At 74.8% G+C, this 18,815-nt stretch carries 21 protein-coding genes and 1 riboswitch; of the genes, 1 reads left to right on the forward strand and 20 read right to left on the reverse strand.

Annotated elements, in window-relative coordinates; genetic code table 11:
* Entirely contained in the window at positions 1-960 is a 960-nt protein-coding gene (locus KG102_RS09120; RefSeq protein ID WP_208213405.1) for a helix-turn-helix transcriptional regulator, read from the reverse strand.
* Entirely contained in the window at positions 953-1,966 is a 1,014-nt protein-coding gene (locus KG102_RS09125; protein WP_208213404.1) for a helix-turn-helix transcriptional regulator, read from the reverse strand. The genes KG102_RS09120 and KG102_RS09125 overlap by 8 nt, the downstream gene beginning before the upstream one ends.
* 34 nt (positions 1,967-2,000) lie before the next feature.
* Here KG102_RS09125 and KG102_RS09130 point away from each other — a divergent pair, with 34 nt between their 5' ends.
* On the forward strand, positions 2,001-3,119 hold the full coding sequence (locus KG102_RS09130; protein WP_208289900.1) for a DUF3866 family protein: 1,119 nt from the start codon (positions 2,001-2,003) through the stop codon (positions 3,117-3,119).
* 3 nt (positions 3,120-3,122) lie between these two features.
* Here the strand turns inward: KG102_RS09130 and KG102_RS09135 are convergent, their stop codons facing one another.
* The 18 genes from KG102_RS09135 to mihF all read right to left on the reverse strand — a co-directional run bounded on the left by KG102_RS09135 (position 3,123) and on the right by mihF (position 18,751).
* Entirely contained in the window at positions 3,123-3,557 is a 435-nt protein-coding gene (locus KG102_RS09135; RefSeq protein ID WP_249667531.1) for a PH domain-containing protein, read from the reverse strand.
* Positions 3,558-3,567: 10 nt separating this feature from the next.
* Complete coding sequence (gene hisG, locus KG102_RS09140) at positions 3,568-4,416, reverse strand: ATP phosphoribosyltransferase (protein WP_208213402.1); 849 nt, start codon at positions 4,414-4,416, stop codon at positions 3,568-3,570.
* Positions 4,417-4,427: 11 nt separating this feature from the next.
* A complete protein-coding gene (locus KG102_RS09145; protein ID WP_208213401.1) occupies positions 4,428-4,691 on the reverse strand; it encodes a phosphoribosyl-ATP diphosphatase in 264 nt (87 codons plus the stop codon).
* A complete protein-coding gene (gene pnuC / locus KG102_RS09150) occupies positions 4,688-5,392 on the reverse strand; it encodes a nicotinamide riboside transporter PnuC (protein WP_208289899.1) in 705 nt (234 codons plus the stop codon). The genes KG102_RS09145 and pnuC overlap by 4 nt, the downstream gene beginning before the upstream one ends.
* Positions 5,392-5,859: a 6,7-dimethyl-8-ribityllumazine synthase gene (gene ribH, locus KG102_RS09155; RefSeq protein ID WP_208213399.1), complete on the reverse strand. Its 468-nt coding sequence runs from the start codon at positions 5,857-5,859 to the stop codon at positions 5,392-5,394. Before ribH ends, pnuC begins: the two co-directional genes overlap by 1 nt.
* Positions 5,856-7,220, reverse strand: a complete 1,365-nt coding sequence (ribB, locus tag KG102_RS09160) for a 3,4-dihydroxy-2-butanone-4-phosphate synthase (protein WP_208289898.1) — start codon at positions 7,218-7,220, stop codon at positions 5,856-5,858. Before ribB ends, ribH begins: the two co-directional genes overlap by 4 nt.
* On the reverse strand, positions 7,217-7,837 hold the full coding sequence (locus KG102_RS09165) for a riboflavin synthase (RefSeq protein ID WP_208289897.1): 621 nt from the start codon (positions 7,835-7,837) through the stop codon (positions 7,217-7,219). The genes ribB and KG102_RS09165 overlap by 4 nt, the downstream gene beginning before the upstream one ends.
* On the reverse strand, positions 7,837-8,898 hold the full coding sequence (ribD, locus tag KG102_RS09170; RefSeq protein ID WP_243884755.1) for a bifunctional diaminohydroxyphosphoribosylaminopyrimidine deaminase/5-amino-6-(5-phosphoribosylamino)uracil reductase RibD: 1,062 nt from the start codon (positions 8,896-8,898) through the stop codon (positions 7,837-7,839). Before ribD ends, KG102_RS09165 begins: the two co-directional genes overlap by 1 nt.
* A gap of 75 nt (positions 8,899-8,973) precedes the next feature.
* A riboswitch (FMN riboswitch) is annotated at positions 8,974-9,106 on the reverse strand.
* 51 nt (positions 9,107-9,157) lie between these two features.
* A complete protein-coding gene (gene rpe / locus KG102_RS09175; RefSeq protein WP_208289896.1) occupies positions 9,158-9,817 on the reverse strand; it encodes a ribulose-phosphate 3-epimerase in 660 nt (219 codons plus the stop codon).
* An 18-nt stretch (positions 9,818-9,835) separates the two neighbouring features.
* Positions 9,836-11,344 (reverse strand): RsmB/NOP family class I SAM-dependent RNA methyltransferase, encoded by a 1,509-nt coding sequence (locus KG102_RS09180; RefSeq protein ID WP_208289895.1) that lies wholly within the window; start codon positions 11,342-11,344, stop codon positions 9,836-9,838.
* A complete protein-coding gene (gene fmt / locus KG102_RS09185) occupies positions 11,341-12,279 on the reverse strand; it encodes a methionyl-tRNA formyltransferase (RefSeq protein WP_208213394.1) in 939 nt (312 codons plus the stop codon). The genes KG102_RS09180 and fmt overlap by 4 nt, the downstream gene beginning before the upstream one ends.
* Positions 12,280-12,289: 10 nt before the next feature.
* Positions 12,290-12,901 carry an HAD-IA family hydrolase gene (locus KG102_RS09190; protein WP_208213393.1) on the reverse strand — a complete coding sequence of 204 codons (612 nt, stop codon included), beginning with the start codon at positions 12,899-12,901 and terminating at the stop codon, positions 12,290-12,292.
* Positions 12,898-14,949 (reverse strand): primosomal protein N', encoded by a 2,052-nt coding sequence (locus KG102_RS09195; RefSeq protein WP_208290005.1) that lies wholly within the window; start codon positions 14,947-14,949, stop codon positions 12,898-12,900. Before KG102_RS09195 ends, KG102_RS09190 begins: the two co-directional genes overlap by 4 nt.
* Before the next feature lie 97 nt (positions 14,950-15,046).
* A complete protein-coding gene (metK, locus tag KG102_RS09200) occupies positions 15,047-16,249 on the reverse strand; it encodes a methionine adenosyltransferase (RefSeq protein ID WP_208213392.1) in 1,203 nt (400 codons plus the stop codon).
* A 43-nt stretch (positions 16,250-16,292) separates the two neighbouring features.
* Positions 16,293-17,489, reverse strand: coding sequence for a bifunctional phosphopantothenoylcysteine decarboxylase/phosphopantothenate--cysteine ligase CoaBC (gene coaBC / locus KG102_RS09205; RefSeq protein WP_208289894.1), 1,197 nt, complete (start codon positions 17,487-17,489; stop codon positions 16,293-16,295).
* A 10-nt stretch (positions 17,490-17,499) separates the two neighbouring features.
* Entirely contained in the window at positions 17,500-17,763 is a 264-nt protein-coding gene (rpoZ, locus tag KG102_RS09210; protein WP_028046344.1) for a DNA-directed RNA polymerase subunit omega, read from the reverse strand.
* 51 nt (positions 17,764-17,814) lie between these two features.
* The gene (gene gmk / locus KG102_RS09215) at positions 17,815-18,384 is read right to left on the reverse strand and encodes a guanylate kinase (protein WP_208213390.1); all 570 of its coding nucleotides are present in this window, start codon (positions 18,382-18,384) and stop codon (positions 17,815-17,817) included.
* Between the two features lie 55 nt (positions 18,385-18,439).
* Positions 18,440-18,751: an integration host factor, actinobacterial type gene (gene mihF / locus KG102_RS09220; protein WP_208213389.1), complete on the reverse strand. Its 312-nt coding sequence runs from the start codon at positions 18,749-18,751 to the stop codon at positions 18,440-18,442.
* Between the last annotated feature and the right edge of the window lie 64 nt (positions 18,752-18,815).

Here is an 18,815-nt window from a genome sequence, read left to right on the forward strand (position 1 = left end):
TCAGACCTCTCCGTAGGCGCGCAGCGCTGCCCGCGCCGCGGCGGCGACCTCGTGGGCGATCCGGGCGGGCCGGATCTCGAGCACGTCGTCGGCCACCTGGAGCACGAGGTGACGCAACCACGCCGGTTGGACCACGCGGACGTCGATCTCGAACGAGCCGTCGTCGAGGTTGCGGATCGCGTCGACGGGGGTGGTCTCGGCCACCCAGCGCACCTGGCTGCTCAGGTGCAGGGTCACGAGCTCGCCGTCGGGGCCCGGGGAGAAGACCTCGGCACCCGCTCGCACCTTGTGGTCCTCGGCGTCGGTGTCCAGCACCACCGCGGACAGGACCCGGTCGACCCGGAAGAGGCGCTCGCCCTCGACGAGCAGGCACCAGCCGAGCAGGTACGACCGCTCGTCGTCGGTGACCAGCCGGATCGGGTCGACGTCGCGCTCCGTCGTCACGTCGGAGGCGTTGACGTACCGCAGGCGCAGCCGCCGTCCGTGCCGCAGGGCCGTCGCGACGGCGGCGGCGACGTCGGGCGCGGCATCCACCGCGAGCTGGACGTCCACGGCGGCCGCCGCGTCGCCCGTGGCGGCCGTGAGCTTGGCCAGGGCGGAGCGCAGGACCGCGGCGCGCTCGGGGTCCATGGCGCTGCCGAGCGCACCCTCGACGGCGCGCAGGGCCGCGACGAGGGCGACCGCCTCGCGCGCACCCAGGCGCAACGGGCGGGTCATCCCGCGCGACTCCGTGAGCCGCACGACCCCCTGCTCGTAGGAGGCGGCGTCGAAGTCGATCAGGTCGTGCGGGTAGTAGCCCGGGGTGCCCGTGACCCACAGCGTGTCGATGTCGTCCATGACCTGACGGGCGCTCACACCGAACTGCTCGGCGATCGCCTCCACCGGGACACCCTCGTGCCGGTCCAGGTAGGTGATCATGCCGAGCATCCGCAGGAGCCGGTCGCTCGCCCGCTCAGCCATCCGAACGCACCCCCTGGTCCAGCGTCGCCGCCCTCCGCAGCAGGTGCAGGACGGCCTCCCGCAGACCGGTCGGAGCGAGCACCACGACGGCGTCGCCGTACCCGACCAGCTCCTCCGCGAGCTCCCACTCGGCCCGGAACGGCACGTACACCAGGTCCCGGTGCGCCAGCAGCGGCTCACCTGACAGGTCAGGCGCGTCGGGTGGCGGCGGGACGGCGCGTGCGCGCGGGGCGCTGGCCCGCTCGGGCAGGATCGCGAGGGTCGCGATGCGCTCGGGACCGCTGGCCCACGACTGCAGCGCGGCAGCGAGCTCCTCGGCGCTGGGCGCCGTGAAGGAGCCCGGCTCGCCCACCGTCCGCACGGCACCCTCCACCCGGCTGAGGCGGAAGGAGCGGCTCGCGCCCCGGTCGCGGTCGCGCCCGACCAGCACCCAGCCGCCGCGTCGGGCCAGCAGCTTCCACGGCTCGACCGTGCGCTCGCGCACCTCCCCCGTGGTCGCGGCCCGGTACGTGAACCGGACGGCCTGCCGCGCCTGCACGGCGTCGACCAGCGGGCCGAACGCGTCTCCCCCGGCCCGCACGCGGGGCGCCAGGCCAGCCACCAGGTCGGTGGACTCGGGGGCGTCGCCCACGGCCCGCAGCTTGGTCAGCGCTCGCGTGGTGTCCGCCCGGACTGCCTGGTCCTGCCACACCTGGGCCGCCATCGCGAGCACCCCCAGCTCGGCGGCGGTGAGCTCCAGGGGCGGGAGCGCGTACGCCTCCAGGTCCACCCGGTAGCCGATGTCGTCGCCGTGCCCGGCGTCGGTCACCGTGAGGATCGGGACGCCGAGGTCGCGCAACGTGTCCTTGTCCCGTTCGAACATCCGCTCGAACGCATCGTCCGACGGAGCCTCCTGGTATCCGGCGACGCTTCTGCGCACCTGCTCCTTCGTCATCCGCCCCGCGGTGTTGACCAGGGCGATGACGAGGTTGAGCAGGCGCTCCGCGGGTGGGATCTGAGCAGCCATCGGGCACCACCGTAGTGGCCGGTAGCGTGAGCGCGTGATCACGTGGCGTGCGGGTGTCGTGGTGTCGCTCGGGGCCACGTGGCCCGGGGCCGCCGAGGTGACGGTCGAGCTGGAGGCGCCGGTCGGCACGGCGACCGCCGGGGACTCGGTCCGCGCGCTGGCGTTCCCGGACCTCGTCGGCAGCCCTGAGATCGGCGACCGCGTGCTGCTCAACGTCTCCGCGCTGGCCCGCGGGCTCGGCACGGGCGGCTACGCCCTCGTGATCGCCCTGCCCGACCGCACGCCCGCCGACCCGCCCGAGGGACCCGGCCACCTGGTCAAGGCCCGCTACACGCCGCTGCAGGCCATGGTCCTCGGGGTCGACGACCAGGAGTCCCCGCACCACGAGGTCCTGCGGGACGCCGACGACCTGGCCGGCCTGCCGGTCGTCGTCGCGGACCTGCACTCGGCCCTGCCCGCGATCGTGGTCGGCGCGCGGTTCGCCGCGAGGCGGGCCGGTCGCCCCGCGCCGCGCGTGGCCTACGTGATGACCGACGGCGGCGCGCTGCCCGCATGGTTCTCGCGCACGGTCGCCGGGCTGCGGTCCGCCGGGTGGGTCGAGGCGTGCATCACCACCGGGCAGGCGTTCGGCGGCGACCTCGAGGCGGTGTCGGTGCACACCGGCATGCTGGCCGCGCGGCACGTCGTCGGCGCGGACCTCGCCGTGGTCGCGCAGGGACCGGGCAACCTCGGCACCGGCACCCGGTGGGGCTTCTCCGGGGTGGCCGCCGGGGAGGCCGTCAACGCCGCCGCGACCCTGGGCGGCCGCCCCGTCGCGTCGCTGCGGGTGTCCGGCGCCGACCCGCGCGAACGGCACCTGGGCATCTCCCACCACTCGCGCACGGCCTACGGACGCGTCGCCCTGGCGCCCGCCGACGTCGTCGTGCCGGTGTTCGAGGAAGGTCCCCTCGCCGAGCTCGGCCGACGGGTCGCCGACCAGGCCGACGAGCTCGGGGCTCGTCACCGCCTGGTGCCGGTGACCGCGGGCGCGGACCTGCTCGACGCGCTCACGGCGTCCCCCGTCCGGCTGGCCACGATGGGGCGCGGTCTGGCCGACGACCCCGCGTCCTTCCTCGCCGCGGCCGCCGCGGGAGTCCACGCGGCCGACCTCTGAGGCTCAGTCGTCGCGCGTCGTCGTGGTGTGCATCGCGACGAGCGTCGCCAGCCGGCGCGCCTCGGCGTCCGCGAACTCGCCGTCGGCGCGCTGGATGCCCATCACGGCCAGGGTGTCGCCGTCGGACAGGTCCAGCTGGACCCACGGCCGGCCGGAGCCGAACCGCACCGACACGATCTCGGCCCACTCCAGCCGACGCGTGAACAGGAGGTTGCGCACGGTGAGCCCGTCGTCACGGACCAGCGCGGTGACCGAGGCCTGCCGCCACAGGAAGCCGGCGATGAGCGCGCCCACCAGGGCGAAGCCGATCTTGTCGCCGGTCGACAGCACGGGCATCGCCACGATGATCGCCGCGGTCAGGGCGAGCACGACCACCGCGAGGACGAGCGTGACGACGCGCGCGAACCGCGGCCGGAACGGGGCTGTGAGGTCGTCCACCGCGGTCCGATCAGAGCCGGCAGGCGTGGATCGAGGTCACGAGGATCGCCCGTGCACCGATGTCGTACAGGGAGTCCATGACCCGGTTGGTCTGGTCGCGGCGGACCATCGCGCGCACGGCGGCCCAGTCGCGGTTGTGCAGCGGCGAGACCGTGGGCGACTCCAGGCCGGGGGTGATCGCGACGGCGTCGTCGACCAGGCCGAGCGGCACGTCGTAGTCCATCAGCACGTACTCGCGGGCGGTGAGCACGCCCTGGATCCGGCGCGTCAGGATGTCGAGCCCGGCCGGCTCGTCCACGTCGGAGCGGCGGACCAGCACCGCCTCGGAACGCAGGATCGGCTCGGCGAAGATCTCCAGCCCAGCCGCACGCAGCGTGGTCCCGGTCTCCACCACGTCGGCGATCACGTCGGCCACGCCCAGCCGGATGGCCGACTCCACGGCACCGTCGAGGCGGACCACGCCGGCGGGCTCGATCCCGAGCGAGCGCAGGTACGCGCGGACCAGCACCGGGTACGACGTGGCGACCCGGCGGCCGCCCACCTGCGCGACGTCGGTCCACTCCCCCGCCGTCCCGGCGAACCGGAACGTCGAACGGGCGAAGCCCAGGGGCAGGTGCTCGACCGCGGCGGACTCGGAGTCGAGCATGAGGTCGCGGCCGGTGATGCCGACGTCGACCGTGCCCGCTCCCACGTACACGGCGATGTCCCGCGGGCGCAGGAAGAAGAACTCGACGTCGTTGTCCGGGTCGGGCAGCACCAGCTCGCGGGAGTCGCGACGCTGGCGGTACCCGGCCTCCTTGAGCATCTCGGTAGCAGGCTCGGACAGGGAGCCCTTGTTCGGGACGGCGATCCTCAGCACGGTCGTTCTCCTCAGAGGTGGGTGTAGACGTCGGCAAGCGTGAGCCCGCGCGCGATCATCAACACCTGCAGGTGGTAGAGGAGCTGCGAGATCTCCTCGGCCGTCCGCTCGTCCGACTCGTACTCCGCGGCCATCCAGACCTCGGCGGCCTCCTCGACGACCTTCTTGCCGATGCCGTGCACACCGGTGTCCAGCTCGGCGACCGTCCCCGAGCCGGCGGGTCGGGTGGCGGCCTTGTCGGACAGCTCGGCGAACAGGGTGTCGAAGGTCTTCACTCCGCCAAGAGTAGGGGCTGCCGCGGGAGCTCTCGGTCGCCGTCCGCGGGCCGGGCGCGGTCTCGCTGGCGCCACCAGACCGCGAAGCCCCAGATCACGACGCCCGCGTAGACCAGGTAGAGCACCGCGGACGGGTAGTAGCCGGCCGCGAACAGCAGAGGCACCCCGACGGCGTCCACCGCGATCCAGATGAGCCAGAACTCGATCCACCCGCGCGCCATGCCGTACGTGGCCAGGAACGAGCCCGTGAAGATCCAGGCGTCCGCCCACGGCCCCCACGACCCGAGTGCCTGGAAGATGTAGGCGAACGCGACGGTGCCGACGACCCCGATGCTGACGAGCTGGATCCAGCCCCGTCGGCCGGCCCAGTGCGGCACGACGGCGGGTGCGTCGCGGTTCCCCTGCGCACGCCCCTCCGCGCGCGCCTGGCGCCACCGCACCCAGCCGTAGACGGAGACGGCCACGAAGAACACCTGTCGCCCCGCCTGCCCGTACAGGTCGCGGGCCTGGGGCGTGTGGAAGACCCCGCCGAGGAAGACCGTGAACAGCAGGACGTTGCCCGCGATGCCCACCGGCCACGCCCAGACGCGGCGGCGCATGCCACCGACCGCCGACGCCAGCCCGAACCCGTTGCCGACGATCTCCCGCCAGAGGATGTCGTTCCCGGCGATCGTCCAGGTGGCGTCGAAGAGCCAGTGCATCACAGTCCGCGCAGCGCCACGACGGTGGCGACCGCCGCCTCGGCAGCCTCGGCGCCCTTGTCCTCGTGCGAGCCGGACAAGCCGGCCCGGTCGAGGGCCTGCTCCTCGTTGTCGCAGGTCAGCACGCCGAAGCCGACCGGGACGCCCGTCGAGGTGGCGACGTCGGTCAGCCCGAGGGTGGCGGCCTGGCACACGTACTCGAAGTGGGGCGTCCCTCCACGGATCACCACGCCGAGCGCGACGACGGCGTGCGCACCGGCGTCGACGGCGGCGCGTGCGGCGACCGGCAGCTCGAACGTGCCCGGCACGCGGATGATGGTGACGTCCTCGACGTGGGCCGCCGTCAGGGCGCGCTGCGCGCCGGCCAGCAGTCCGTCCATGACGACGGTGTGCCAGCTCGCGGCGACGACGACGACCTTCAGGCCGGTGCCGTCGACGGTCAGGGTGGGTGCTCCAGCACCGCTCATGCCAGGTCCTCCAGGCTCTCGAACGCGTGGTCGTCGTGGTCCGCGCCGGGGGTGGCCGGCGTGGCGTGCACGGGCGAGACCGGGATCGGCTCCCGCTCCGTCCCGGGCGGCAGGTGGAGCAGGTGCCCCATCGACGTCGCCTTGGTGCGCAGGTACGCCTCGTTCTGCGGGGTGCGGCCCACCTCGAGGCTCTGGATCTCGGCGACGTCGATGCCGTGTGCCCTCAGCCCGGCCACCTTCGCCGGGTTGTTGGTGAGCAGGGTCACCCGCTGCACCCCGAGATCGCTCAGGATCGCGGCGGCGGCGCCGTACTCGCGTCGGTCCGCGGGCCAGCCCAGGTCGAGGTTCGCCTCGACCGTGTCCCGACCCTCGTCCTGCAGCGCGTACGCGGCGACCTTGGCCAGCAGGCCGATCCCCCGGCCCTCGTGGCCGCGCAGGTAGATCACCGCACCGCCGCGCTCGGCGGCGAGCTCGAGGGCCGCGTCGAGCTGCGGCCCGCAGTCGCAGCGGGCCGAGCCGAACGCGTCGCCCGTGAGGCACTCGGAGTGCACGCGCACGATGGGGTGGGCGGCCAGGCCGGCCGTCGGCACCAGGGCGACGTGCTCCGCGCCGGTGCGCAGGTCGCGGTAGCCGTGGATGCGGAAGTCGCCGTGCTTGGTCGGCAGGTAGGCGGTGTGCGTCGCGTGCACCCGGGCCTTCGGTGGCGCCGCGACGGCCACGTCGGCCGTCACGTCGTCGCCGTGTTGCGTCCGCCAGGCGACGATGTCCTCGATCGTGAGCAGCACCAGCCCCTCGGCCTCGGCCAGCGCGGACGCCACCGGCAGCCGGGTCATCGACCCGTCGTCGTTGACCAGCTCCGCGATCGCGCCGACGGGCTCCAACCCGGCGAGGCGGCACAGGTCGACGGCCGCCTCGGTGTGCCCGGCACGGTGCAGCACGCCGCCGGGGACGGCGCGCAGCGGCAGCACGTGCCCCGGCCGGATGAGGTCCTCGCGGCCCGACGCCGGGTCGGCGAGCACGCGCAGGGTGCGCGCCCGGTCCGCCGCCGAGATGCCCGTGGTCACGCCGGTGGCGGCGTCCACGGTGACGGTGTACGCCGTGCGCCGGGGGTCCTGGCTGTGCGGCACCATGAGCGGCAGGTCGAGGGCGTCCGCCCGCGACGCCGGCATGGGTGCGCACAGGTAGCCCGACGAGTGTCGGATGGTCCAGGCGATCCACTCGGGCGTCGCCGACTGCGCGGCGAGGATGACGTCCGCCTCGTTCTCCCGGTCGGGCGAGTCCGCGACGAGCACCGGACGTCCCGCGCGCAGGGCCTCGAGCGCCTCCTCGACGGTGCCGAGCCGTACCGACGTGGCGGTCATCGCAGCACCCCGGCCGACGACAGCAGCCGCTCGGTGTACTTGGCCAGCACGTCGACCTCCAGGTTGACGCGGGCGCCGGGCGCCAGCGTGCCGAGCGTCGTGGCCTCCAGCGTCGTGGGGATCAGCGACACCCCGAAGGACTCGTCGGTGACGTGCGTGACCGTCAGCGAGATCCCCGACACGGCGATGGAGCCCTTCTCCGCGACGTACCGCGCGAGCTCGGGCGCGAGACCGATCTCGACGTCGTCCCAGCGCGGTCCGGGCGAGCGGCTCAGGATGGTGCCGACGCCGTCGACGTGCCCCTGCACGACGTGCCCGCCGTACCGGCCGCCCACGGGCAGCGCCCGCTCCAGGTTGACCGGGCTGGAGACCCCGAGGTCCGCGAGGGCGCTGCGGCGCAGCGTCTCCGGCATCACGTCGGCGAGGAACGTGCCGTCGCCCGGGAGCTCGGTGACGGTCAGGCACACCCCGGAGACGCAGATGGAGTCCCCCAGCCGCGCGTCGGACACGACCAGCGGACCGCGGACGCGCAGGCGGGCGTCCGCCTCCTGCGGCCCGTCGGCGCCACGCTCGATCGACTCGACGGTGCCGATCTCCTCGACGATTCCGGTGAACATCAGTGCTCCTGGGGGGTGTGCGGGTCGACGGTCGCGACGACGAGGACGTCGGGACCGAGCGGACGGACGGAACGGGTGGTGAGGCGCAGGGCGTCGGCGATCGTGGTGATCCCCAGGTCGGCCAGCGCCGAACGGCCGGACCCGAGGAGGACGGGGGCGACATAGGCGTGCACCTCGTCGACGAGCCCGGCGGTCAGGAAGGCGGCGGCCAGGGTGGGCCCGCCCTCGACGAGCACGTGGCGGACGTCGCGCTGCGCGAGCGTGGCCAGCACGTCGGCGGGGTCGTGCGTCCGCACCTGGACGAGCTCACCACCCGGGCCGTGCAGTCGGGCGGCCGCCGGCAGGTCGCGGTGGCCGACCACGACGCGCAGGGGCTGGTGCCCGCGCAGCTCGCCGGCCGCGTTCCGTGCGGTCAGCGACGGGTCGTCGACCAGCGCGGTCCCGGTGCCCACGACGATCGCGTCGACCTCGCCCCGCAGACCGTGCGCGTGCTGCCGCGCGACCTCGGACGTGATCCACCGGCTGGTCCCGTCGGCGGCGGCGACGCGGCCGTCGAGCGACGTGGCGAGCTTCAGGGTCACGAACGGTCGGCCGCGCTCGACCGACGGCAGCCACGCGCCGAGCAGCTCACGGCCCTCGTCGGCCAGCAGGCCGGTCTCGACGTCGACGCCCGCGGCACGCAGCCGCTCGGCACCACCCGCCGCGACGGGGTTCGGGTCCGGTACCGACAGCACGACGCGCGAGATGCCCGCGGCGAGGAGCGCCTCGGAGCACGGGCCGGTGCGTCCCGTGTGGTTGCAGGGCTCGAGGGTGACCACCGCCGTGGCCCCGCGCACGGACGCGCCCCGCTGGGCGGCGTCGGACAGTGCGGCGACCTCCGCGTGCGGCGTGCCGGCCCCGCGGTGCCAGCCCTCTGCGAGGACCACGCCGTCCGGACCGAGCAGGACGCAGCCGACCCGGGGGTTCGGGCCGGTCGCCGGGCCGCGCCGCGCGATCTCGAGCGCGTGCCGCATGGCGTCGACCTCGCAGGGGGCGTGCACATCGCTGCCAGTGCTGGCCATGCTCACCTCCGGACGCGCGGGGCTCCGGGGTGAGGGCGGCAGGAAGTTCCCGCAGCCACGACGCCGAGGCGCCGCCACGTGATCCTCCCATCCGGACTTTCACCGTCGGTCCTGGAGTTCCACCAGGTCAACCGCGCGGTCCTTGCGGACCGAACGGGTCGCGGACTGTCACCGCCGGCTCGGAATTACACCGACCCCGGAGCACGTGTATGTGTTCGTACTGCGCCAACGATCATGCCACACGGGGCATTCCCGGACGTCAGGCGGCCGCGTCCGCCAGGTCGCGCAGGGCCGCGATCTCGGCGGCGACGTCCGGTGCCCCGTAGACCGCCGAGCCCGCGACGAACACGTTCGCGCCGGCCTGGGCGATCCGGCCGATCGTGTCCCGGGAGACCCCGCCGTCCACCTGGATCCAGGTGGCCGCACCCGACTCGTCCAGCGCGGCCCGGGCACGGCGGATCTTGGGCAGCGTCCCCTCGATGAACGACTGCCCCCCGAACCCGGGCTCGACGGTCATCACGAGCAGCATGTCGAACTCGGGCAGCAGGTCGAGCAGGGGTTCGACGGGTGAGGCCGGCCGCAGGGCGATCCCCGCCCGGATGCCGCGGGACCGCAGCTCGCGCGCCAGCCGGACCGGTGCCTGGGTTGCCTCGGCGTGGAACGTCACCGAGGCGGCGCCGGCGGCGGCGTACTCCGGGGCCCAGCGGTCGGCGTCCTCGATCATCAGGTGCACGTCGAGCGGGAGCGTGGAGACCTCGGCGATGCGGGTCACCACGGGCAGCCCGAGCGTCAGGTTGGGCACGAAGTGGTTGTCCATGACGTCGACGTGCACGAAGTCGGCCGTGGCGATCGCCCGGAGGTCACGCTCGAGGTTGACGAAGTCGGCGGACAGGATGCTCGGGTTGATCAGCGCAGGCACCTGGCCAGCGTAGACGGCTCAGCGGCGGCGCAGCAGGGTCAGGTGCATCGCGTCCGTGCCGTGCACGTGCGGCCACAGCTGGACGTCGGTCCGCGCCTCGTCCAGGTCCACGTGCCCCGGCGCGATCGCGCGGACCAGCGCGGGCGCGTCGACCTGCTCGGTCCCGACGCCCAGGCGGCCGGCGGCGCGCACGGCGTCCTTGACCACCAGCTGCGTCTCCACGAGGTGGGGCGAGCACGTCACGTACGCGACCACGCCGCCGACCCGCACGGCCTGCAGCGCGGAGACCAGCAGGTCTCGCTGGAGGGCGCTGAGCCCGGCCAGGTCGGCGGGAGTGCGCCGCCACCGGGCCTCCGGGCGGCGCCGCAGTGCGCCGAGCCCGGTGCAGGGCGCGTCCACGAGGACACGGTCGTACGCGCCCGGCTCGTCGGTCCCCACCGTGCGCCCGTCGCCCGTGCGCACGTCCTCGACGGCGTCCGCGGGCACGGCCCGCAACGCCTGCTCGACCAGCCGCGTGCGGTGCGGCTGCACCTCGTTGGCGACGATCCTGGCACCGCGCTCCCCCGCGACGGCGGCGAGCAGCGCGGCCTTGCCCCCGGGACCCGCGCACAGGTCGAGCCAGCGCGCGTCCGGGCCCTCCAGGGGCGCGCTCGTCAGGGCGAGCGTGACCAGCTGGCTGCCCTCGTCCTGCACGCCCGCACGGCCGTCACGCACGCTGGGCAGCGCGGCCGGGTCGCCCCCGGACAGGACGACGGCGGTGGGCGCCAGGCCCCCGACCGTGCCGACACCGTCACCCGCGTCGCCGACGACCTCGTCGGCGGTCGCCAGTCCGGGCCGCGCCACGAGCGTCACCCGCGGCGCAACGTTGTCCGCGGCGAGCAGCGCGCCGATCTCGTCGGCCGACCGCCCGTTGCCCACCAGCGCCTCGCGCAGCGCGCGCACCACCCAGACCGGGTGGCTCTGCAGCACCGCGAGGCGCGCCACCTCGTCGTCCCCCGCGCTCTGCGCGATCCGCTGCTCCCAGTCGCTCTCGTCCGACCGACCCACGGTGCGCAGGACGGCGTTGACGAACTGCGAGGGTCCGGTGCCCAGCTGCTCGCGGGCGAGTCCCACCGTCTCCGAGACCGCGGCGTGGGCCGGCACCCGCATGCCGAGGAGCTGGTGGACGCCGAGCCGCAGGACGTCGAGCGCCGGGGCGTCGATGCTGCCGACCTCCCGATCCGCCGCCAGCGCGATGATCGCGTCGTACCGGCCGCGCAGCCGCAGCGTCCCGTACGCGAGCTCGGTGGCGAACGCCGCGTCGCGACCGGTGATCCGGCGCTCGCGCAGCAGCGGCGGCAGCACCAGGTTGGCGTACGCGTCCGAGCCGTCGACGGCCCGCAGGACGTCGTAGGCGGCGGTCCGCGCGGGGTCGCTCCCCCGGCGGCGCTGCGACGGCGCGGACGCGGAGCGCTGGGTGCGGCCCTGCGCCCGCGCGGCGCCGCGCTGCCGGCCGCTCGGGTCGCGGCGGTCGTCCGCGGGGCTCACGCTCCGCCGCCCAGCACCGTGTCGTCGGCCAGGCGGGCACCGCGGGCCCAGTCGGCCGCTGCCATGGTCCGCTTGCCCTGCGGTGTCACGTCGGTCAGCCGCACGGCGTGCCCGCCCGTCCCGACGAGCACCTCGTTCTTGCCCGCCCGGAGCCGACCCGGCGCGAGGTCGGTGACCTCCGCCATCGGGACCACCGGCGCCAGACCGAGACGTGAGCCGTCCGGGAGCGTGGTCCAGGCGCCCGGGGCAGGCGTGCAGCCGCGGACCAGCCGGTCCACCGCGTGGGCGGGGTGCGACCAGCGGACGCGGGCGTCCTCGACCTCGATCTTCGGGGCGTGGCTCACGCCGTCGGTGGCCTGCGGGACAGGGCTCAGGATGCCGTCCTCGAGCGCGTCGAGCGTCTGGACCAGGAGCCCGGCGCCCGCGATGGCCAGCCGGTCCAGCAGGTCGCCGGCGGTGTCGCGAGGGCGGATGGTCTCGGTGAGGAACCCGAACACGGGTCCGGTGTCGAGGCCTGCCTCGAGCCGGAACGTCGAGGCGCCGGTCACCTCGTCGCCGGAGATGATCGCGTGCTGCACCGGGGCCGCTCCGCGCCAGGCGGGCAGCACCGAGAAGTGCAGGTTGACCCAGCCGTGGGTCGGCACGTCGAGCAGGGCAGGCGGGATCAGCGCGCCGTACGCCACCACGGGCGCGGCATCCACGGCCAGCTCCGCGAGCCGGGCCTGGAACTCCTCGTCGCGTGGGCGCTGCGGAGTGAGGACCTCGAGCCCGGCCTCGAGGGCGCGCGCCTTGACGGCGCTCTGCGCCGACGACCGGCCCCGGCCGGACCTGGCGTCGGGGCGCGTGAGGACCGCCACGATCTCGTGGCGCGAGTCGAGGAGCGCCTCGAGCGACGGCACCGCGGCCGCGGGAGTTCCGGCGAAGAGCAGTCGCATGGCGTCGATCCTAGGCGCGCGGCAGGGGCACCCCGCGCGCCACGAGCTCCGCGCGCAGTGCGTCGGCAGTCGTGAAGAGGAGGGCGTCGAACCCTGCCTCGGCCGCCGCGGCGACGTTCACCGGGGAGTCGTCGGCGAACACCGTGCCGGCCGCGGCCAGGCCGTACCGGTGCGCCAGGAGCGCGAAGATGCGCGGGTCCGGCTTCGCGAGGCCCACCTCGCCGGAGACGAGCACGTCCTCGAGCAGCCCGATCGCCGGTGCCGCCGGCTCGGCCAGGTGGAACGTCTCCGCGGACCAGTTGGTCAGGCCCAGCAGCCGCACGCCGGCAGCGCGCAGGTCCCGCACGAGCCGCTCGGTGCCCGGGACCGGCCCGGCCAACGTCTCCTCGAAGTGCTCGACGTAGACGTCCAGCGCCGGCAGGTGCTCCGGCGCGCTCGCGGCAAGAGCGGCTCGCCCCCGCGCCCACGAGCGGCCGGCGTCCTGGTGATGGTTGAAGGTCATGAAGTCGAACTGCGTGAGGAACGCCTCGACCGCGTCCGGAGCCAGCCGCCCGGCGAACGGACGGCGCGGCTCCCAACGCACGAGCACGTTGCCGAGGTCGAGCACGACGGCCTCGATCACCCGAGCTCCGTCGGGTCCAGCTGGACGCGCACGGACCCGCCCTCGCGGCGGGCGCTGCGCACGGCGAGCGACGACGCCAGCGCGCGTGCGAGCGCCGCTCCCGACGCGCGCGACACCCGCACCAGGGCCCGGACGTCGGGCTCCAGTGCGCCCTTCTCCGCCTCGCCGGTCGGGACGGGTCCGAGCACCTCCGCGTCCGGCAGGTCGAGCCGGCCCAGGAGCGTGTCGACGGCGTCGCGCGGTCCGGTGACCGCGGCCATCCGCACGGCCGGAGGCAGCGCCAGCTCCACCCGCTCGGCGAGCTCGCGCGACGCGTACCCGGCGGGGTCCCAGCGGACCAGAGCCTGGGTCGCGCGCTCCTCGGCGTCACCGACGAGCACCACGGTGCCACCCTCGGACGCGGGCCGGACGAGTGCCGCGGCGGTGAGCCAGCGCCGCAGGGCGTCCTCCCCGGTGCGCAGGGACGTGCCCGCCGTGCTGACGGCCGCGTCCAGCAGCAGGGCGGCCGCGTAGCCGTCCGGCGCGACCGGCTCGGCCCCCGGGGTCGCGACGACGACGGCCGGTACGTCCGGGACGGTGGCCAGCACTCCCCCGGCCGCACGGGCACCGGAGACCCGGACGGGCACTCCCGGGAACGCGCGCCCCAGCTCCTCGGCGGTCCGCTCGGAACCGACCCGGACCGACCGCAGCGCTCCGGCGCCGCACTCGGTGCAGCGCCAGTCGGTGGCCAGGCGCCCGCACCAGCCGCAGGTCGGGACGCCGCCGGCGCTCGTCAGCCCCAGCGGTCCGTGGCAGGCACCGCAGCGCGCGGCTGCCCGACACCGCCCGCAGGCGACGGCGGGCACGTAGCCGGCGCGGGGCACCTGCACCAGGACGGGCCCGTCGGCCAGCCGATCGCGCAGCGTGCGCCACGCGGGCGCCGGGAGGCGCGCCGCCGCGGCGGGACCCTCACGGGCCAGCTCGACGGAGGTCAGCGCCAGCACGCGCGCCGCACGAGCGCGGGTGGTCGGGCGGTCCGCCACGACCTCGCGGGCCCAGCCGGACTCGACCAGGGCCTGCGCCTCCACGCTCCGTCCGTGGGCGGCGACGAGCAGGGCGCACTGCTCCAGCTCGGAACGCAGGGCGAGCACCTCGCGCACGTGCGGGTAGGGCGCGCGCGGCTCCGCGTGCAGCGGGTCGCCGTCGTCCCACACGACCGCGAGCCCGAGGTCGGCGACGGGCGCGAACGCCGAGGCGCGGGTGCCCACGACCACCCGGGCATGACCCCGCAGCGCGGCGAGGAACGATCGGTAGCGGCCCGCGGGGCCGTCGTCGGCCGCCAGGCGGACCGCGCCGCCCGCGGTGCCGGGGGTCCAGCGCGGGATCCCGGCGTCCTGCAGCGCGGCCAGGACGCGGTCGATGTCCCGCGCGTCGGGCACGACGACCAGCGCACCTCGGCCACCCAGCACGCAGGCGGCCACGGCCTGGGCGATGGCGTCCGGCCACCGCTGCCCCGCCGCGCCCGGCAGCGCCGTCCACACCGCGCGCGGCGCTCCGCCGCCCGTGACGTGCTGCAGGAAGGCCGGACCACCGCGATAGGGCGCCCAGGCGGTGGCGGACGTGGACGGCGGAGTCGGCTCCTGCGGAGCCACCGGCGTCTCCGCCTCGACCCGCGCGTGTCGGGCGGGGACCGCGAGCCGCAGCACGTCGTTGAGGGTGCCGGCCCAGCGATCGGCGACGGCGCGGGCCAGCCGCGTCACCTGCGGGGTCAGCACGGGCTCGGCGGAGACCACCCGCCGGATGGGCACCAGCGTGCCGTCGTGCTCGGCCTCCGCCACCCGGTCGAGCACGTACCCGTTGACGTCCTGCGCGCCGAAGCGCACCTTCACCCGCGTGCCCGGGACGGCGGTCTGTTCGAGCGCGGCGGGGACGAGGTACTCGAAGACACGGTCGAGGTGCGCGGGGACGAGATCCACGCAGACGCGGGCGACCGGCAGGTGCTCCGCCATCGGCACCCCGCCGACCGCCGGGCGCGCCCGCCGCTTCGGCGTCGGAAGACCCTCGAGCATCAGCTGCTCACCGTCGCCGCTCACGTGCACGCGTCCATCAGAACATCGCGCGCCCACGCACGGCGCGCCGTCGACCGCGCCCGGCGGCGCCCCGGCGTCAGCCCACCGCGGACTGGAGGTCCGCCACGCGGTCGGTGCGCTCCCACGTGAACTCCGGCAGCTCGCGGCCGAAGTGCCCGTACGCGGCCGTCTTGCGGTAGATCGGACGGAGCAGCTCGAGGTCGCGCACGATCGCCGCCGGGCGCAGGTCGAAGACCTCACGGATGGCGGCGGTGAGCCGCGCGACGGGGACCGTACCGGTGCCGAACGTCTCGACGTACAGGCCCACGGGGTTGGCCTTGCCGATCGCGTAGGCGACCTGGACCTCGCACCGACGGGCCAGCCCGGCAGCGACGACGTTCTTGGCGACCCAGCGCATCGCGTAGGCCGCCGACCGGTCCACCTTCGAGGGGTCCTTGCCGGAGAACGCGCCGCCGCCGTGGCGGGCGATCCCGCCGTAGGTGTCCACGATGATCTTGCGCCCGGTCAGCCCCGCGTCGCCCTGGGGCCCGCCGACGACGAACGAGCCGGTCGGGTTCACCAGGAGGCGGTAGTCGCTCACGTCGAGGTCCAGCTGCTCGAGGACGGGCGCCACCACGAGCTCCGCGATCTGCGGACGGAGCGTGGTCTCCAGCTGGACGTCGGGGTCGTGCTGCGTGGACAGGACGACCGTGTCGAGCCGGACGGCGCGGTCACCGTCGTACCCGATGGTGACCTGCGTCTTGCCGTCGGGGCGCAGACCGGGCAGCAGGGCGTCCTTGCGCACGAGCGTCAGCCGCTCGGCGAGCCGGTGCGCGACCCAGATCGGCAGCGGCAGCAGCGTCGGTGTGTCGTCGCAGGCGTAGCCGAACATCAGGCCCTGGTCGCCCGCACCCTGCGCGTCCAGCGGGTCCAGGTCCGCCGAGTCCTCGCGGACCTCGAGCGCCTTGTCAACGCCGGCCGCGATGTCCGGTGACTGCTGCCCGATGGACACCGAGATGCCGCAGGAGTCGCCGTCGAACCCGATCGCGGACGAGGTGTAGCCGATCCCCCGGACCACCTCCCGCACGATCTGCGGGATCTCGACGTACGCGCTGGTCGTGACCTCGCCGGCGACGTGCACGAGGCCGGTCGTGACCATCGTCTCCACGGCGACGCGGGCCTGCGGGTCCTGCTCGAGCATGGCGTCGAGGATGGCGTCGGAGATCTGGTCACAGATCTTGTCCGGGTGCCCCTCGGTCACGGACTCGGACGTGAAGAGGCGCATGTCGGGCTCGGTCATGCCGGACAGCGTAGTGGTCAGGCGTCCGTGTGCGGGCGTGGGTTCAGCCGCGCGTCAGCACGGCGTCCCAGACGGCGTCGGCGACCTCGTCCTTGCTCCCCGACGCGGCGGCGACGACGGTGCCCGCCCCGTCGAGCACGGTGACGTCGTTGTCGTCGGTGCCGAAGCCCCGCCCGCCGCCGACGGCGTTCAGGACGAGGAGGTCGGCGCCCTTGCGCCGCGCCTTGGCCCGACCGTGCTCGAGGACGCTGCCCGTGTCGTCGCCCGTCTCCGCGGCGAAGCCGACGACCACCTGTCCCGCTCGGAGCCGCTCACGTGCCAGCTCGGCGAGGATGTCGACCGTCTCCACCAGCTCGAGCACCGGAGCGGTGCCGTCCGGCTGCTTCTTGATCTTGCTCTCCGCACTGGTGCGGGGCCGGTAGTCCGCGACGGCGGCCGCCATCACCACCACGTCGGCGTCCTTGGCGGCGGCCCGCACGGCGTCCCGCAGCTCCGCCCCCGTCTCGACGCGGACCACGTCGACGCCCTGCGGGAGGGGAACCTCGACGTTCGCCGCGACCAGCGTGACGCGGGCGCCGCGGGCGTGGGCGGCGCGCGCGAGCGCGACTCCCTGCCGGCCGGACGAGCGGTTGCCCAGGAAGCGCACGGGATCCAGGGGCTCACGGGTGCCGCCGGCGGAGACGACGACGTGCAAGCCGTCGAGGTCACGCGGACGGGCGGCGACCAGCGCGAGGGCGGCGGCGGCGATGTGCTCCGGCTCCGGCAGCCGCCCGGGCCCGGTGTCGGACCCGGTGAGGCGGCCTGCGGCGGGGTCGAGCACGTGGACGCCCCGCGCCCGCAGGGTGGCCACGTTGGCGACGGTGGCGGCGTGCTCCCACATCTCCGTGTGCATGGCCGGCGCCAGCAGCACGGGACACCGCGCCACCAGCAGGGTGGCGGTCAGCAGGTCGTCCGCCTGCCCGGTGGCGGCTCGGGCCAGGAGGTCGGCGGTGGCCGGAGCCACGATGACGAGCTCGGCCTGCTTGCCGACGGCGACGTGCGCCACCTGGTCGACGTCCTCGAAGACGTCGGTCGTCACCGGCTGCCCGGACAGTGCCTCCCACGTCGCGCGCCCGACGAACTCGAGCGCCGCGCGCGTGGGCACCACGCGGACGGCGTGGCCGTCCTCACGCAGCAGGCGCAGGAGCAGGACCGCCTTGTAGGCGGCAATCCCGCCCGCGACGCCGAGGACGATGCGCATGGCGGGCTGGTCAGCCCTCGGTGGCCTCGGACGTGAGCAGACCGGCGTCGATCTCGCGCATGGCGATCGACAGCGGCTTCTCCTGCGGGCGGGTGTCCACCAGGGGGCCGACGTACTCGAGCAGGCCCTCGTTCAGCTGCGAGTAGTACGCGTTGATCTGGCGGGCGCGCTTGGCCGAGTACAGGACGAGCGCGTACTTGGAGTCGGCGCGCTCGAGCAGGCGGTCGATGGGCGGGTCGGTGATGCCGGTGGGGGCAGCGACGGTTCCGGACAAGGTGATCTCCCTGAGGGCAGAGGATGGGGCAGGCGGGGCCTGTAGGTCATCCTACCTGGTCGGGATACCCATCCCGCGGACCAGCTCGTCGGTCGCCCGGTGGACGTCGTCGTTGACGATCACCTGGTCGAACTCGGAGGCCGCGGCCAGCTCGACGCGGGCCGTGCTCAGGCGGCGCTCGCGCTCCTCCTCGTCCTCGGTCCCCCGCCCCACCAGCCGCCGCTCGAGCTCGGCGAACGACGGCGGGGCGAGGAACACGAAGTGGGCGTCGGGCATCGACTCCCGCACCTGACGGGCGCCCTGGAGGTCGATCTCCAGCAGCGCCGGCTTGCCGGCCGCGAGCCGCTCCTCGACCGGCTTGCGGGGCGTCCCGTACCGGTTGCGACCGTGGACCACGGCCCACTCGAGTAGGTCGCCGTGCTCGACCATACGGTCGAACTCGTCGGCCGACACGAACAGGTAGTGCACCCCGTCGACCTCACCAGGGCGAGGCGGGCGGGTGGTCGCGGAGACCGACAGCCACACCTCGGGATAGCGGGCACGGACGTCGGCCGACACGGTCCCCTTGCCGACAGCGGTCGGTCCGGCGAGAACGGTCAGCCGGGCAGGCGTCGTCGTCATGGGTGGTGCGGTGCTCCTCGAGATGTACGGTGCGGCCCGCCCCTCCTCGAGCTGATCACCCGAATCGGTCGACGAGAGCCTTCACCTGGTGCGGTCCGAGACCGCGCACGCGGCGCGTCTCGGAGATTCCGATCTCGGAGATGATCGCACGGGCCTTGACCTTGCCCACGCCGGGCAGGGACTCCAGCAGCGCCAGGACCTTCAGCTTGCCGATCGTCTCGTCCTGCTGCCCCTGCGTGATCACCTCGGACAGGGTGCCCTGCGAGTACTTCAGACGGTTCTTGACCTCAGCGCGGGCTTGCCGGGCTGCAGCGGCCTTCTGGAGCGCTGCTGCTCGTTGTTCGGGAGTCAGCGGAGGGAGTGCCACGCGCGTCACCTTCTCGTCTCTGGGCCGGCGACCCATGTGGAAATGCACGGGTTCGTGACAATGA

Source organism: Cellulomonas fengjieae (genome assembly GCF_018388465.1).
In the GTDB taxonomy this organism is placed as follows: domain Bacteria; phylum Actinomycetota; class Actinomycetes; order Actinomycetales; family Cellulomonadaceae; genus Cellulomonas; species Cellulomonas fengjieae.

Excerpts from the sequence above, each read along its gene's own strand:
- fmt (WP_208213394.1), bottom strand. The coding sequence starts at position 12,279 with ATGCGACTGCTCTTCGCCGGAACTCCCGCGGCCGCGGTGCCGTCGCTC.
- coaBC (WP_208289894.1), bottom strand. The coding sequence starts at position 17,489 with ATGCGCATCGTCCTCGGCGTCGCGGGCGGGATTGCCGCCTACAAGGCG.
- ribD (WP_243884755.1), bottom strand. The coding sequence starts at position 8,898 with ATGGCCAGCACTGGCAGCGATGTGCACGCCCCCTGCGAGGTCGACGCC.
- KG102_RS09125 (WP_208213404.1), bottom strand. The coding sequence starts at position 1,966 with ATGGCTGCTCAGATCCCACCCGCGGAGCGCCTGCTCAACCTCGTCATC.
- pnuC (WP_208289899.1), bottom strand. The coding sequence starts at position 5,392 with ATGCACTGGCTCTTCGACGCCACCTGGACGATCGCCGGGAACGACATC.
- ribB (WP_208289898.1), bottom strand. The coding sequence starts at position 7,220 with ATGACCGCCACGTCGGTACGGCTCGGCACCGTCGAGGAGGCGCTCGAG.
- gmk (WP_208213390.1), bottom strand. The coding sequence starts at position 18,384 with ATGACGACGACGCCTGCCCGGCTGACCGTTCTCGCCGGACCGACCGCT.
- metK (WP_208213392.1), bottom strand. The coding sequence starts at position 16,249 with ATGACCGAGCCCGACATGCGCCTCTTCACGTCCGAGTCCGTGACCGAG.
- KG102_RS09120 (WP_208213405.1), bottom strand. The coding sequence starts at position 960 with ATGGCTGAGCGGGCGAGCGACCGGCTCCTGCGGATGCTCGGCATGATC.
- KG102_RS09165 (WP_208289897.1), bottom strand. The coding sequence starts at position 7,837 with ATGTTCACCGGAATCGTCGAGGAGATCGGCACCGTCGAGTCGATCGAG.
- KG102_RS09195 (WP_208290005.1), bottom strand. The coding sequence starts at position 14,949 with ATGCTCGAGGGTCTTCCGACGCCGAAGCGGCGGGCGCGCCCGGCGGTC.
- ribH (WP_208213399.1), bottom strand. The coding sequence starts at position 5,859 with ATGAGCGGTGCTGGAGCACCCACCCTGACCGTCGACGGCACCGGCCTG.